The organism is Paenibacillus sp. JJ1722 (assembly GCF_048282685.1).
Classification (GTDB): domain Bacteria; phylum Bacillota; class Bacilli; order Paenibacillales; family Paenibacillaceae; genus Paenibacillus; species Paenibacillus polymyxa_B.
The window spans coordinates 1,716,630-1,731,654 of record NZ_CP182500.1; the positions used below are offsets into that span (position 1 = coordinate 1,716,630).

Annotated in this window: 9 protein-coding genes and 1 tRNA gene; 9 read left to right on the forward strand and 1 reads right to left on the reverse strand. The window is 46.0% G+C overall.

The genetic code is table 11. From position 1 onward, the window contains the following. Window positions 1–171 precede the first annotated feature (171 nt). The 9 genes from ACM1ND_RS07625 to ACM1ND_RS07665 all read left to right on the forward strand — a co-directional run bounded on the left by ACM1ND_RS07625 (window position 172) and on the right by ACM1ND_RS07665 (window position 14,412). Entirely contained in the window at window positions 172–588 is a 417-nt protein-coding gene (locus tag ACM1ND_RS07625; protein WP_013309391.1) for a hypothetical protein, read from the forward strand. Between the two features lie 337 nt (window positions 589–925). Further along, window positions 926–2,029: an ATP-binding protein gene (locus ACM1ND_RS07630; RefSeq protein ID WP_023987764.1), complete on the forward strand. Its 1,104-nt coding sequence runs from the start codon at window positions 926–928 to the stop codon at window positions 2,027–2,029. Between the two features lie 341 nt (window positions 2,030–2,370). Next, complete coding sequence (locus tag ACM1ND_RS07635) at window positions 2,371–4,512, forward strand: EAL domain-containing protein (RefSeq protein WP_053324962.1); 2,142 nt, start codon at window positions 2,371–2,373, stop codon at window positions 4,510–4,512. Between the two features lie 107 nt (window positions 4,513–4,619). Continuing rightward, a tRNA-Gly gene (locus ACM1ND_RS07640) sits at window positions 4,620–4,690 on the forward strand. 271 nt (window positions 4,691–4,961) lie between these two features. Further along, the gene (locus ACM1ND_RS07645) at window positions 4,962–6,002 is read left to right on the forward strand and encodes a polysaccharide lyase family 1 protein (protein ID WP_418027453.1); all 1,041 of its coding nucleotides are present in this window, start codon (window positions 4,962–4,964) and stop codon (window positions 6,000–6,002) included. Window positions 6,003–6,369: 367 nt separating this feature from the next. After that, entirely contained in the window at window positions 6,370–8,220 is a 1,851-nt protein-coding gene (abc-f, locus tag ACM1ND_RS07650) for a ribosomal protection-like ABC-F family protein (protein ID WP_418027455.1), read from the forward strand. A 450-nt stretch (window positions 8,221–8,670) separates the two neighbouring features. Beyond that, the gene (pheS, locus tag ACM1ND_RS07655) at window positions 8,671–9,702 is read left to right on the forward strand and encodes a phenylalanine--tRNA ligase subunit alpha (protein ID WP_269321413.1); all 1,032 of its coding nucleotides are present in this window, start codon (window positions 8,671–8,673) and stop codon (window positions 9,700–9,702) included. Between the two features lie 28 nt (window positions 9,703–9,730). Further along, window positions 9,731–12,178 (forward strand): phenylalanine--tRNA ligase subunit beta, encoded by a 2,448-nt coding sequence (pheT, locus tag ACM1ND_RS07660; RefSeq protein WP_418027457.1) that lies wholly within the window; start codon window positions 9,731–9,733, stop codon window positions 12,176–12,178. Window positions 12,179–12,387: 209 nt separating this feature from the next. Continuing rightward, window positions 12,388–14,412, forward strand: a complete 2,025-nt coding sequence (locus tag ACM1ND_RS07665) for a cell division protein ZapA (RefSeq protein WP_316243466.1) — start codon at window positions 12,388–12,390, stop codon at window positions 14,410–14,412. 151 nt (window positions 14,413–14,563) lie between these two features. On the opposite strand, the gene ACM1ND_RS07670 is transcribed toward ACM1ND_RS07665, so the two are convergent. Further along, window positions 14,564–14,923 carry a phage holin family protein gene (locus ACM1ND_RS07670; RefSeq protein WP_023987773.1) on the reverse strand — a complete coding sequence of 120 codons (360 nt, stop codon included), beginning with the start codon at window positions 14,921–14,923 and terminating at the stop codon, window positions 14,564–14,566. Window positions 14,924–15,025: the final 102 nt, after the last annotated feature.

Below are 15,025 nucleotides of genomic sequence, written 5' to 3' on the forward strand. Positions count from 1 at the left end.
AGCGGAAGATGTGAGGATAGCCTGTTTGAATGAGACAATACAGAGTGAAGTAACAAATAATTATGGAAATGTTGTTGTGTTCTGGAGGAATTTTGCCTGATGAAAGCGAATAAGGTATTGTAGAAGATAAACAAGGCAGAACAGGTTTTGTTCAGAGGAGGCTGAGCCCGGATGAGTTATTGCTGTGGAGCAAGCATGGTAGGAACCAAGGGAACGCTGAAGCATTACCGCACCCAAGTTCATAATGTTCCTTTGCTGTTTTGCCCGGTATGTCGTCGCATTGAAGTTCATTATAAAGTCGAAAATGAGTATGAAATTCTGGCTGAATATGCACATGGAGATGGGGCAACCGAGATTGATTTTCAGGATTATGTCATGGAAGACGATGATACGATATTTGAAAATTGTGTGAATCGTGAAAGTGAAGATGCGTTTGAAATTGTGAAGCGTCAAATTGACATATCCCTGGATTTATTGATGGTAGCCAAACAGATGAATGATGAAAAATGGCAGGGAGAGCTTAAGAGAAGACTGGCCGTTATGAGCCAAAGACGATCCCGGCTTCAACATAATAAGAGCGGCAGTTGACATCCTACACACCAAAGAAGCTCTCAATTCTGGAGAGCTTCTTTGGTGTGTAGGGCGCTTGTTCCTAACGTAATCTTTCATTTTGGTAATGTTGCGCAGATATTATGACGAAAGAAAACAGGATAAAAATGTGGATTCGACACTTTTTCCGATTGACTGCGATCCTTAATCTTGTCTATCATAAAATAAGACTCGAATTGGAAACAGATGGTCGGATTTCTGTGAAACTGTTTTCTACACCATTGAAGGGTAGTCGATAGATGCCTTTCTCTTCTTCAAGATTATTACGCGTCCGATACGGCCAGTTTGTCATTCCGAAACAAGGGGGAAGCCTGGCATGATCAGTGAATTCCAAGAAGCCTTGCTTGATACCGTGGGAGCTTGTCCTTCCACACAGATCGCCAATAACAAGTATGAAAATGTGCTGGAGAACCTGGATAGTGGTATCATGCTGTTTGACAGTGACGGGGTACTGACCTTTATTAACGTGCAAATGGCGAAATTGCTGGAGCTACCACGGAGTTCGCTAGCAGGTCGCAATTTGATGCAAATTTTGCATCATCCTGAGTTAAGTCGGTTTAAGAAGAAGAAAATCATGCGGATTTATAAAGAAACTATCTTCCATAGAAAGCGCTATCATGAGTTGATTGATGAGTATGGTCGGCATTGGTTGATAACAGTGACCTACGGTGATCAGATGGATGGCGATTTTTTGTTTAGCGTCAAGGATGTGTCGGATTATAAGCAGATTGAGCAGACGGCGTATCAAAACGATAAGTTGGCGATGCTGGGACGCATCTCTGCCTCTATCGCCCATGAAATCCGTAACCCGCTTACCGCAATCCGGGGCTTTATTCAATTGCTTCGACCGCATTTGGTGGAGTTGGGCAGGGATGAGTATGCTCGCATTATATTAACAGAAATTGATCGTGCGAACGACATTATTTATGAGTTCTTAAATTCGTCCAAGCCTTCGGCTCCGCAAAAAACGGCTGTATCTGTGATGGGTCTGCTGAAAGAGGTAGTGATGCTGACAGAAAGCGAAGCATTGATGAAGGGTTGCCAGATTGCATTGGACGAAAATGATGAGCTCATGAAGGTTTCCATTGACGTGAAGCAGATTAAGCAGGTTATCCTCAATATGATTAAAAATGCGATGGATGCCATTGAGAGCATCGGTGGGGAACGAGAGGGCTGCATCGATATCCATACAGTGCTTGAGGGCAATTATGTTCACATTTGTATTGAAGATAACGGATTAGGTATGGATCACAATACATTGGCGCGTTTATTTGATCCTTTTTTTACAACAAAAGAAAGTGGAACCGGATTGGGACTGGCTGTGAGCTATCGAATTATCAAAAATCACGGAGGCTTCATACATGTAGACAGTAAACATGGAAGTGGCACACAATTTAAAATTACGCTTCCTGTAGTTTAATATGGGGAGGTTTTCGCAGAGGGGTCCTGTACATACTATTTCTTTTATGTTGTGCAGCGTTGGGGTATAGGTATCACCTTTTTGGAAAAGGTTGTCTGAAGCGCATAATCTGACAAGATGATGCGCTTTTTTGGTGCTGTAAGCTCGGTTATTTGCGTAAATGCGAAAATGAATTCACGAATTTAAGACAAAAAAATGATTCACCTTTCACAGATTAAATGCTATTATATACCAGAATACAACATTATTTTTGATACTATAGACTTAAACAACGGCTTCCAAAGCTGTCAAACGTCTTAGATGATCGGAATCTCCGATATGCAGGGGGCTGAAGAGGCTGAATGAGTATACGGCTGGAAGTAAAAAAAACGATAGGTATCGGCATTGCTTCGATAGTTTTGTTTGTCTTGGTTCAGTTATTTCACGTAACTTTGAATAAGATATACTCCCATAATGTTTTTTTCTTGTTATATCCGATTGTAGGATTTGCCTGTGCTGCGATTTGTTTTTCTATTTTTTATCAATCCTGGTCCGTTTTACTGGAACAGTTATCTTTGCAGAGGCTTCTTATTGCCCCGACGTTTTTGGTGGCTGGTCTGCTTTACCTTGTTCATATTGTTTCGTTTAGTTTCGTAAGCCTGACGGACTTTGCTTTGTCTCCGGGTATTTCGTTATGGCTGCTGTTTGTAAATCGTGCCTTTACCGCTGTCTTGCTCTTATGTGTTTGTTTCCTTCCGTTTAGCAAGACGAAGTCTGAATACAAAACAGTGGCTTTGTGGGCGGGGATAGGCTGCACTTTGCTGATTCTAGGAGTTATTAAGACATTTGGTGCAGGCTTACCGGATCTACGTATACGATACGAAATAGGCAACCTGGGCTGGACGTTAAATCTGGCTGTGATGTTACTGCTTGTGCTCACTTTTATTTTCGGGGTGAGAAAATATCGGAAAGCCCGCCCGGCAGAGTTGGGCATGTTGCTTATTATTCGTGGGATTGGGCTGTGTGTTGTGAGTCAGTTGTTCTATTTATTTGCTGAGCAAATGAGCGATATTAATCACCTTCTGGGACTTTTGACCAACGCGATAGCATTTTATAATATGTTGAGCGGGCTGGTTCGGTTGATGGTTCTGGTTCCTTATCGTGAAAAGCAGGCAGCAGAATCTGAGTTTAATCACATTGCTTATAATGATGATATAACAGGACTCCCCAATCGTCGTCGCCTTTCCCAACGCTTAGATAAAATATTGCGCAAATCATTAAAATCGGATGAGACAGTAGCGCTTTTAGTGCTAAATATTGATCGTTTCAAGGCGATTAATGATTCGCTTGGACATATGGCAGGGAATTATTTGCTGTATGCAGTAGGCGAACGCTTGGGGCATTTTAGCCATGAAGGGGAAGCTGTCTTTAGCATGGGCGGAGATGAATTTGCCTTTCTTCTAACGGGATACGACGATACAGATGCTATGAGAAATCGTATTGATGAAATGGTGAAGCTGTTCGATCAGCCTTTCGATATTGATGGAGAGTCTTATCATGTGACGGTGAGCGTTGGTATAGCTTTATACCCGTTGGATGCGAATCAGAGTGAACAGCTTATTCAGCAGGCGGATACGGCTGTCCATAGTGCCAAAGAGCAGGGAGTGAATTTTCAGCGGTATGCCAGCGCGATGCAGATGCGAGCGCATGAAAGACTCCAGCTGGAAAATGATCTACGGCGAGCGCTTGAAAATGAGGAATTTTCATTGGTGTATCAACCACGTGTCCACCTGCAAAGTGGTGAGCTCACGAGTTTGGAGGCACTGGTGCGCTGGAATCATCCTCATCGTGGGATGGTGATGCCGGGCGATTTTATTCCGGTGGCTGAAGAAAGTGGTTTAATTGTGCCCTTGGGGGAATGGGTGTTACGGGAGGCTTGTCTGCAAAATAAGCAGTGGCAGGAGCTCGGGTACCCACCAATCCCGATTTCGGTCAATTTATCCATGCGCCAATTTCAGCAAAAAAAGCTGGTGGATGTAATTCGGGGCATTTTGACCTATACGGAACTTGAAGCACGCTATCTAGAGCTGGAGATTACCGAAAGTATGACCTTTGATAAGGATCGGGCCTTTGAACAGTTGAAAAAAATAAAGGCTATTGGTGTCGCAATCAGTATTGATGATTTTGGAACTGGCTATAGCTCATTGCATTATTTGAAGAATCTCCCGATAGATCGTCTAAAAATTGACCGTTCCTTTGTAAATGAGGTACTGGTCGACAGCAAAAATGCGGCAATTGTATCTACTATTGCTTCCATGGCTCACCATTTGAAGCTGAAGGTTACGGCTGAAGGGGTGGAAAATGAGGAGCAACTTCATTTTTTGCAGGCACAGGATTGTCATGAGGGTCAGGGATATTACTTTAGTCGCCCCATTCCGGCAGAAGTCTTTGAAAAATTGTTTTTACGTAAACCTATGAATTGGCTGGCTCAGGATAGTTTGTAGTATGCTTGCGTTTTGCTGAAAGGTAAGTTATACTAAATAACATCCTGATTCAGCTGCTTGACGATAGATTGAGCGTGTCATACATAAGAATCGAGATGTTATAAAATGCGGGTGTAGTTCAATGGTAGAACTTCAGCCTTCCAAGCTGATAGCGTGGGTTCGATTCCCATCACCCGCTTACTGTTTTAAGAAGTTCGGAACCCTTGTGACGCAAGGGTTTTTGTTTTGTTTGGAGCTGGATAAATACATTATAGCCGGGGTGCCAACGGGGTATCACGGCTTTTTTGCGTTCTTACGAACTATTTTTACATTGCTGCACAAAATAAAATATAAAATATTTAGCTTATATGCTATAAATAAACAGATAAAAAGAACTATTTACCAATTACTAAAAAATAAGTATAGTCGCATTGTTGGGATTTAACTAAAAAAAGGATGGTGTAGCTGCAATGAGGAAATTTTCTTTTCTGTTTTTAGCATTAACTTTGCTGCTGTTTACTTTTCCAGCAAGTTCTACGTTCGCCGCTGCTGATTTTCCAGATACGTCGACGAATGGAATGACTGGTTTTGCCGGACAGGCTAAAAGTGAAAATGGAACTACGAAGTCTGCCACAACGGGGGGAAAAGGTGGTCAGGTCATCTATATCAATAATCTAAACGATTTGAAAAACCAGTTAGGGGATTCAACTCCTAAAATTCTGGTAATCGAAAAAAATATTTCTGCCTCCTCTAAAACCGTGGTCAACATTGGTTCCAACAAGTCACTCATTGGTTCTTACGCGCAAAACAAGCTGGTTAACATTCATTTGAAAACAACAAATAATTCGGGAAATGTGATCTTTCAAAATTTAACTTTTGAGCACAGTTCCAACATTAACGGTAACGATGACATCCAACTTTATCTTACGGCAGGTACAAATTATTGGATTGATCATGTTACATTTGCAGGTCACAATTATAATGCGAATGGCTCGGATCTGGACAAACTTTTGTACATAGGTCAATCGGCTGATTATGTAACCATTAGTAACTCCAAATTTGCCAATCATAAATATGGTCTCATTTTGGGATACCCTGATGATAGCAATAAAAATTATGATGGTATGCCCCATATCACGATCGCTAATAATTACTTTGAAAACTTGCTTGTACGTGGCCCAGGACTTATGAGATATGGATATTTCCATGTTAAAAATAATTATATTAATAATTTCCAGCTTGCTTACACCATTGCTACGAATGCAAGAATCTATTCTGAGTACAACTACTTTGGAAAAGGTAGTGAAAAGGGCGGTATTCTTGATGATAAAGCCAATGGCGAGTTTAAAGATGTGGGGAGTTTACCCGCCATCAACAACCAAAAATCGCGTGTAACCAACTGGAACCCAAGCAAAAACTATAGCTATCAGGTACAGACTCCTGAATATACTAAAGAGTTTGTAACGAAATATGCAGGTTCGTCCAATACAACTTTGGTATTCGGAAAATAACGCGGGTTATTTGCAAATGTGTTGTGATCTGCTATACTGACTGCAAGTAAGTATCCCATGAAAAGGAAGGTAACCATACGTCCGATGAAGTAAGCACACTGATTTTCCCACTTAACTGCACAGTTACTGGCAGGCGGCTGTAAGCTGCAACGGGAGAAGTGTGTCTGAAAATGAATGTAGGGACGTATGCGTTTATTCCGGAACGGGATTTGGTTTATTCGTTTGCGGTGTTATTTTTCATAAGCGTATGTTCTGAAACGATTCATAACAGTCATTCTATATTCCTTGTATGCAAGCCGCAGCCTTCTGCGGCTTTTTTTATTGCTTCCGGGATCAAAAAACCGGACTGGGAAAGGATGATCGTGGTATGAGAACAATTTTGCGTATTCGCAATGTAGTAAAGGATTGGAACGGGACATCTTTATTTGAGAATGTGTCGCTGGATGTGATGGAAGGAGAACGGCTTGCACTGTTTGGAAGAAATGGAGCAGGTAAAACGACGCTATTGCGAATATTGCTGGGAGATGAGGCACCAACCTCTGGTCAAGTAGAGCATGATTTGCCACTGGAAGAGCGGGGCTGGCTGAAGCAGCAGGATACGGTGGCTTGGTCTCGAACCGCACTGGAGGCCGCACAGCAGGCCAGCCCTCGGCATTGGCGTCTCAAGCAAGCGTTGGGACAGCTGGAAGCTGACCTAGCCGATGCTGGGAAGGATATGGAGCATCATCTGGAGCGTTACGGCGAGCTAATGGATGAATACGAACGCCTGCAAGGCTTTGCCTGGGAGTCTGAGGTGGAAAAGGCGCTCACTCGAATGGGAATGCCTGTCCAGACGTGGTCCATTGCTTATGGTGACCTGAGTGGCGGCCAGAAGACGAGAGTGCGATTGGCCGGACTCATGGTCAGGCAGCCGAAGCTGCTGGTGTTGGATGAGCCGACCAACCATTTGGATGCCGAAAGCTTGCTTTGGCTGGAGCAGTGGCTGTCTACGTATCCGGGAACGCTGCTGTTTGTATCGCATGACAGAGCCTTTTTGGATCGGGTGGCTACGAGTATAGTTGAGCTCACATCGACAGGTATTGGGCGCTATAAAGGCGGCTATAAGGAATATAAAGCGCAAAAGGAGCGGGAACTGCGAGAGCAGGAAGCCAGCTATCGAAAGCAGGAGCTGGCGAAACAGGCGTTGGAGGAAACGATTCGAAATTACAGGGAATGGTTTCATCAGGCGCATCGTGGCGCATCCAAGGTTGAGATGGCCGTTACGCAGAGCTTTTATAAGGCCAAGGCTAAAAAAAATATTTCCCGTTATCATGCGAAGGAGAAGGAACTGGAGCGACTGGAAGCCAATAGAGTAGAGCAACCGCGTGAGGCTGCGTCTTTGCACATGAAATTAAGTGACAGCGGGTTTCAGGCAAAATATTTGCTGCGTGCTGAGCAGGTTGACTTTAGCTACGACGACCGTATCATTGTGAAAAATCTAAATCTGATCGTTGCACGTGGAGACCGTCTGTCTGTTCGGGGGCCCAATGGAATTGGTAAAACCACGCTGCTTCGGTTATTAACAGGTCAACTGGAGCCGCAGACGGGAAAAATCACAGCCAACCCACAGTTGAACATCGGATATTTTTCACAGGAGTTGGAGCAGCTTCCGGAGGATCAAACGTTGCTGGACAGTCTGCTTGCGCTCCCGACGATGACCCAAACAGAAGCGAGAACGGTATTAGGCTGCTTTCTTTTTGCGAAAGAGGACGTGTTTAAAAGGATCGGGACACTTAGTATGGGAGAAAAATGCAGGGTAGCTTTTCTGCGTCTGTACTTTAGTGGAGCCAATCTGCTGGTGCTGGATGAACCGACGAATTATTTTGACATTGAAACCCGTGAAATTGTAGAGGATTCTTTGCGTAACTATGATGGAGCACTGGTGCTCGTCTCACATGATCGGGAGCTGGTGAGGTACACGGCAACTCGGTTACTCGATATGAAGCCGGGGGGCGGATATGAAATCTATGAGGGGACAGCCGACGAAAAGCAAGAAGATGAGCGGAGCCGTCAACGGGAGCCAGAAGACCAGGAGCGGCGTGAGGAACGTCTTCGATTACAATTGCGTCTTACAGAGTTGATGGGAATGACGGGCACGAATGACGAAAATGAGAAGTTGTTGAGCGAAATCAGGCGCATTCGTGCAAATCTAAAGCGGTTGGATGATCTCGATATCTAAAGAAATGAAACGTTTGCCCTGCTTGCCAAAGCGCGGTAGTTTGCATATAATAATGAACAATAGTTCGAATTTTTGAAAATGTCTTGATGGAGAAGAGTAGACAGTGTCCGATTGAACAGGGAGGAAGCGCCGTAGGATTGAGAGCGTTTCTGCAAATACTGGGCTGTTGAAGTTCGCTCCGGAGCAGTTCCTTGAACCTCAGGCGCCATGTGAATGGCGAATGTGCAAGTAGGGGATACCGGTTCACGACCGTTACAACGTGCAGAGCGAGACAATGATGCATAGCATGAACAATCACCTGTAACTAGTTGCCGTAAGGCAGGACGCCGGGTGAGCTGAGCTTATTGTCTAACGAGGGTGGTACCACGGTCTTTTCGTCCCTTACCGGGAGAAAAGACCTTTTTTTGTTGTCTGAAAAGCTGGATATGAAGAAAGGGGACTGAACAGGCGATGAGCGAAACCATCCAAATGAAGGAACATTTGCTGGCCTTGAAGGAAGAAGCACTGGAAGTATTGGAGAAGGTGGCAACACCCAAGGAGCTGGCTGATTTACGGGTCAAATATTCGGGGAAAAAGGGCGCACTGACTGAAATCTTGCGCGGTATGGGCAAGCTGAGCGCGGAAGAGCGTCCGGTTGTTGGACAGGTAGCCAATGAGGTGCGCGAGGCGATTGAAGAAGTCGTTAACCGTAAGCAGGACGAGTTCACGAAAGCAGAAACGAATGAGCGTCTGCAAGCGGAAAAGATCGACGTTACGCTGCCTGGACGCGCGTTGCCGCAAGGTGGACTGCACCCGCTCAACAAAGTGATTGAGCAAATCGAGGATATTTTTACAGGTATGGGCTATCGAGTGGCTGAAGGCCCACAGGCAGAGACGGATTATTATAACTTCGAAGCATTGAACCTGCCTAAAAATCACCCAGCACGGGATATGCAGGATTCATTTTACCTGACCGAGGATCTGTTGATGCGTACCCATACGTCACCGGTTCAGATTCGTGCGATGGAAGCGATGAAGGGCGAAACGCCTATTAAGGTTATCTGTCCGGGTACAGTTTTCCGACGTGATGATGACGATGCAACGCATTCTTTTCAATTCCACCAAATTGAAGGGCTTGTCATTGGAAAAGACATTCGTATGAGTGATTTGAAAGGAACCTTACTTCAATTTGCACGCGAAATGTTCGGAGAATCGACCGAAATCCGTTTGCGACCAAGCTTCTTTCCGTTCACAGAGCCGAGTGCTGAAGTAGACGTGACTTTTGTGAAGAAAAATGGCGAACGTGTATGGATCGAAATTTTGGGCTGTGGCATGGTCCATCCGAAAGTGCTGGAGATGGGCGGTTTTGATCCCGAGGTGTACAGCGGCTTTGCATTCGGTATGGGTGTAGAGCGGATTGCTATATTGAAATACGGTATCGACGATATTCGTCATTTTTATAACAGTGACCTGTCGTTCCTGAAACAGTTTGCGCGTCAATAAACAACTATATCAAGGGAAGTGAACCCATATGAAAGTATCATTCGAGTGGCTGTCCGAGTATGTATCGCTGGATCAGGTAAGCGCGGAGGAGCTAGCAGAGAAAATCACCCGTTCGGGTATAGAAATTGATGAGGTCGAGCAGCGCAATCAAGGGATTACTGGCGTCGTTGTCGGCTATGTTAAAAGCAAGGAAAAGCATCCAGATGCTGATAAGCTGAATGTATGTATTGTCGATGCAGGTCAAGAGGAAGATCTGCAAATCGTGTGTGGTGCCAAAAACGTGGATGCAGGTCAAAAGGTTCCTGTTGCAGTTGTAGGGGCAAAGTTGCCGGGAGATTTCCACATTAAAAAAGCCAAGCTACGCGGTGTTGTATCCATGGGCATGATCTGCTCGGCCAAAGAACTGGGCATGAATGACAAGCTGCTTCCAAAGGAATTGCAAGAAGGTATTTTGGTGCTGCCTGAGGATGCTGAAATTGGTATGCCAATTACGAAGCTGCTGGCGCTGGATGATAAGGTGCTGGATTTTGATCTGACACCCAACCGTTCGGATTGCCTGAGCATGCACGGAGCAGCATATGAAGTGAGTGCGATTCTGGGACGTGACATTTCGCTGGCTGACCCGGCTAAGGATCTGGTGGAAATTAGCAATGCAGCAGCAGATCATCTGTCTGTGAAGGTAGATACTCCTGAACTGTGTACGCACTATGCGGCCCGTTATATCACAGGTGTAAAAGTGGCGGCTTCCCCATTATGGATTCAAAACCGTCTGATGGCGGCAGGTGTTCGTCCGATCAACAACATCGTAGATATTACGAACTACGTCATGCTGGAATACGGTCAGCCGCTGCATGCTTTTGATGCGGATAAGCTGGAAAATGGAAATATTGAAGTTCGACTCGCTCGTGCCGGCGAAACATTGATTACACTTGACGATCAGGAGCGTAAGCTGGAGCCGCATATGCTGCTGATTACAGACGGTGTGAAACCAATTGCATTGGCAGGCGTGATGGGTGGAGCCAACTCCGAGGTTACGGATGCGACGGTCAGCATTGCGCTGGAATCTGCGAAGTTTGACGGCGGTACAGTTCGCAAAACATCCCGTCAACTTGGACTGCGTTCGGAAGCAAGTCTGCGTTTTGAAAAAGAGGTTGATCCAGGAGCTGTTGTGCCTGCTGTGAATCGTGCAGCTGCGCTGATTCAGCGTTATGCGGGAGGCACTGTACACCAGGGCATCGTAGAATCTGCGTCTGCAAAAGCTGAAAACCGCATTATCAAGCTGTCGCTAGATAAAATAAACCGATATTTGGGAACCGAACTGTCTTTGCTTGAGGTGAAAACGATTTTCGGTAGACTTCATTTCGGATGTGGCGACGCAGAGCAAGGGGTACTGGAAGTTGAAGTACCTACACGCCGTGGAGATATTACCATTGACGTGGACTTAATCGAAGAGGTAGCTCGTCTGTATGGTTACGACAATATCCCGACCACGCCGATTGAAGGTCCGACAACTCCGGGAGCTTTGACAGCATCGCAATCATTGCGCCGCTCCCTGCGCAGATTGCTGGCTCATGGTGGTTGGCAGGAGACGATCAGCTACTCTTTTGTACATCCGCAAAGTACGGGGTTATTTAATGCCCTGACAGAAGGTAGCCATCCGGTACGTTTGGCTATGCCTATGAGCGAAGACCGTAGTGTTTTGCGTACGAGTATCATTCCACAGATGCTGGATACAGCAGTGTACAACATGAATCGCAAGCAAGACAATCTGGCGATTTTTGAGATGGGAACGGTATTTTATACAGAGGAACAAACATTAACCCGTCAGCCGCAGGAAATTCAAGTGCTTAGTCTACTGCTGACTGGGGTACGCCGTGAAAAACAATGGAATATTGGTGCTGAAAAGGTTGATTTCTTTGATATTAAAGGCGCGCTTGAAACGGTGTTTGACTATTTCGGGTTGAGTGCCAGCATTCGTTATGTGGCTGACCAACCGCAAAGCTACCATCCGGGCCGTTCCGCTTCGGTATGGCTGGATGTGAATGGGAACTCTCAACGGATCGGTACCATTGGGCAGATTCATCCGGAGCTTCAACAATCTTATGGGCTGAATGATACGTATGTAGCGGAAATTGCGTTGCAACAGGTCGTTGAACACGCAAACTCTCATATTCAGTTCAGAGAGCTGGCTCGCTTCCCATCCGTGGAACGTGACATTGCCCTCGTGGTAAATAAAGACGTTGAGGCAGGTGAACTGCTTCGTGTTATTCACGCTGCAGGCGGAGAGCTATTGCAGGATGCGCGAGTGTTTGATGTATTTACAGGCAGTAAGCTTGGTGAAGATAAGAAGAGCGTAGCTATCTCTCTGACCTATCGTCATTGGGAACATACGTTGACGGATGAAGAGATCAATGCGGCGCATACTCCTGTCGTTACGTCTCTGGAACAAACTTTTGGAGCGGAATTGAGAAAGTAGCAGGAAATGCGGGAAGCTGTATCGAATCTTAGTGACAGAGGTTCGATACGGCTTTTTGGCCTATCATCATAGAAGCTCTCTTACTCTGATATTTACCCGCTGCGGGGAAGCCGGACTAATAAGGTTGAACGCTTCACGGAAGGCGGGTTACCATAGTACCGGACACACCTTAGAATCAACATACAGTAGTATTGAAGGAGGGCATAATTGTGACTACACCAGATCGTACTCGCGTCACTGTAGAGATCTACGGTACTTCTTATAAACTCGTCGGCAGCAATACCGATTATATGAAGCAGGTTGCCAATTACGTGGATGAGCGTATGCACAGCATTTCTCAAGCTCATTCGCGTCTGGATATGCCCCGAATTGCCGTGCTGGCTGCGGTTCATATGGCAGAGGAAGCTGTACAAATCCAGGAAATTCAGAGTCATATGAACCGCTTAGCAGCGGAACGAGCAGAGCTCCGGGGGGATCTGGCGCAACTCCAGACGGCTCTAGGGGAACAGCAGCAAAAAAATACAGATATGCATCAATCTCTTATTCAACTAAAGGAAGAAAAGGAAGCAACGCAGAAGAAGCTGATGGAAACCGAATCTGTATCAGCCAAGGAGATTGCCCAATTGAAGGCAAAGCTGGAACAGCAGGAGAAAAAAGCGGCTGAACTTGAAAATGGACAAAAACAAGCTAAACGTGAATTAGAGGAGTCTCGTCAAGAAGCTTCTCGCAAGCTGAAAGAGCAGCAGGAGGCGGCCAATGCTCGTATCCGGCAGATAGAAGAGCAGATGAAGAAGGAAGTGGCTGAAGCGGCTAAACAGGCTGAAGCCAAGCTGTCAGCTGCAGAGAAGACTCATCAGGAGCAAAAGCGTACAGAACTGGACAAGCTGCGATCTGCTTTGCAGCAAGAGCATAGTAAGAAGGTAAGCGAATGGCAGACCAAGTGCTCCGGGCTGAATGAGCAGCTGGAGCAGGAACGTAAACAGGCTGAATTGGCGTTGAATGAAGAAAAGCTACAGCATCAGGAAGCGCAGAAACGAGCTGATGAAGCTGCACTGGAGCAGGAGATTCGGGTTGAGGAGCTTCAGGAACAATTAGAACAAGTACAGGCAGGCAGTACAGAGCTTTCTTCTCGTCTGGGAGAGGCTCAAGAGCAAGCAAGAGTACTGAAGCAACAACAGTCCGAGCTGGAGTCTGTACTGGAAACACAACGACAGGTTGCGATAGAGCGAGAGCAGGCAGATACGCTTGCGCGTGAAGAACTGCAAAGCCGATATGATCAATTAGAAGCTGAAGCCAAGGCTGCGCAGCAGCAGACGGCTAAGCTGGAGGAAGAACAGCGGCGGATGCAGAAGCTGCTGGAGCAAGCTCACGTATCTTCTCGCAAGCTGCAAAGTGAGCTGGCTACGCTAGCTGAAAGCGAGAAGTCATGGAAGAAACTTGCAGAAGAACGCCAGTTGGCAGTTGATGAGCTGGAGCTCTCCCTGCTGGAAGCACGTGAACAGAAGGAAGCGATACAGGAGCAATTACAGCACGCAGCGGCTGAGCTCGAAGCTATTAATGATAAATTTGCTTCACAACAGCAACGGCTAGTTCAACTCGAAGCGAGAATCAAGGAGCTTTCACCTGAGCTGATTCGCGTTCAGGATGAGCTTGAGAAAGCCAAAGTCCGAGAGCAAGAGGGAGCGAAGGCGTATCAATCGCTTCAGGAGCAATATGGAAGCATGAAGAGCCGAGCTGGACAGCTAGAGCAAAATATCAAGCAGCTTCAACAGGAAGATCACGAACGGCGGAGTAAGCTGGAACGTGCTGAGGAAGAATCTCTGGAGTGGCAACTTAAATACGATCAGTTGAAGGCAGAAGCGGAACGTCTGGAAGCTGAAGATGCTGCCCGTAAGGAAGAATTTGCATCTTGGGAACGTGAAATAGCGGTAACAGTTGAACAAAAGGAACAGCTTCAGGAGGAGACTCGTTTGGCGGTTGAAGCTGCCAAAACGGCGAAAGCTGAACAGCAGTCCATAGAGCAGGAACGAATGGCCTTGCAGTCTGAATTGGACGAAGTGGGTCAAAAATATGAAATGGCGGCGCATCAGCTTCGTTTGTTACAAGTACAACAGGACGTAGATCGGGAAAATACGGAGAAGATTTCTACAGAATTACGTCAATTACAGGAAGAATACACTAAGCTTCAAACGGAGTACAATGAATGGATTGAACTTATCGAACAGGATCAGTAGATACGGATTATAAATGTATGGCAATCCCCGGCTGCTCATCGCCGGGGATTGTTTGCTTATTGTATCCACTCAGAAGTGTTTATGGCAAAAAGCTGTCCTTTGGCAGACGAAATCTGCTTCGGGACAGCTTTGCCGGGAGGGTCTACTGAAATTATTTCCCGTCTTTGCGACCGGCTTCAAACGGTGTCGATACCGGAATGAACAGGTCGATAATCCCGATAACCAATGCAGCGAGCAATGCGCCCAGAACGGAAACACTGACATTGGTCACCACATACTGAGCGATCCAGATAACCAGAGCGCTCACTAGAAAACCTACGATACCGCGTCCAAATGGAGAAACGCGTCGGCCGAACACTGCCTCGATGATGTAACCAACCAAGGCAATGACAATGGCAAGAATCAGCGCGCTCCAAAAGCCGCCTACACTAAATCCGGGAACGATCCAGCTTACGACCATCAGCACCAGAGCGGCAACGATGAAACGTACAATGTGCCCGAGAATGCTCACGGAATAACCTCCTTTGTTTTTTGAATTTACAGGGTTAGACAAAGGTTAGTGTGTGGCATGAAGAGCTTTCTTATGTGTAAAACAGAGTTGGCAAATAGCGTA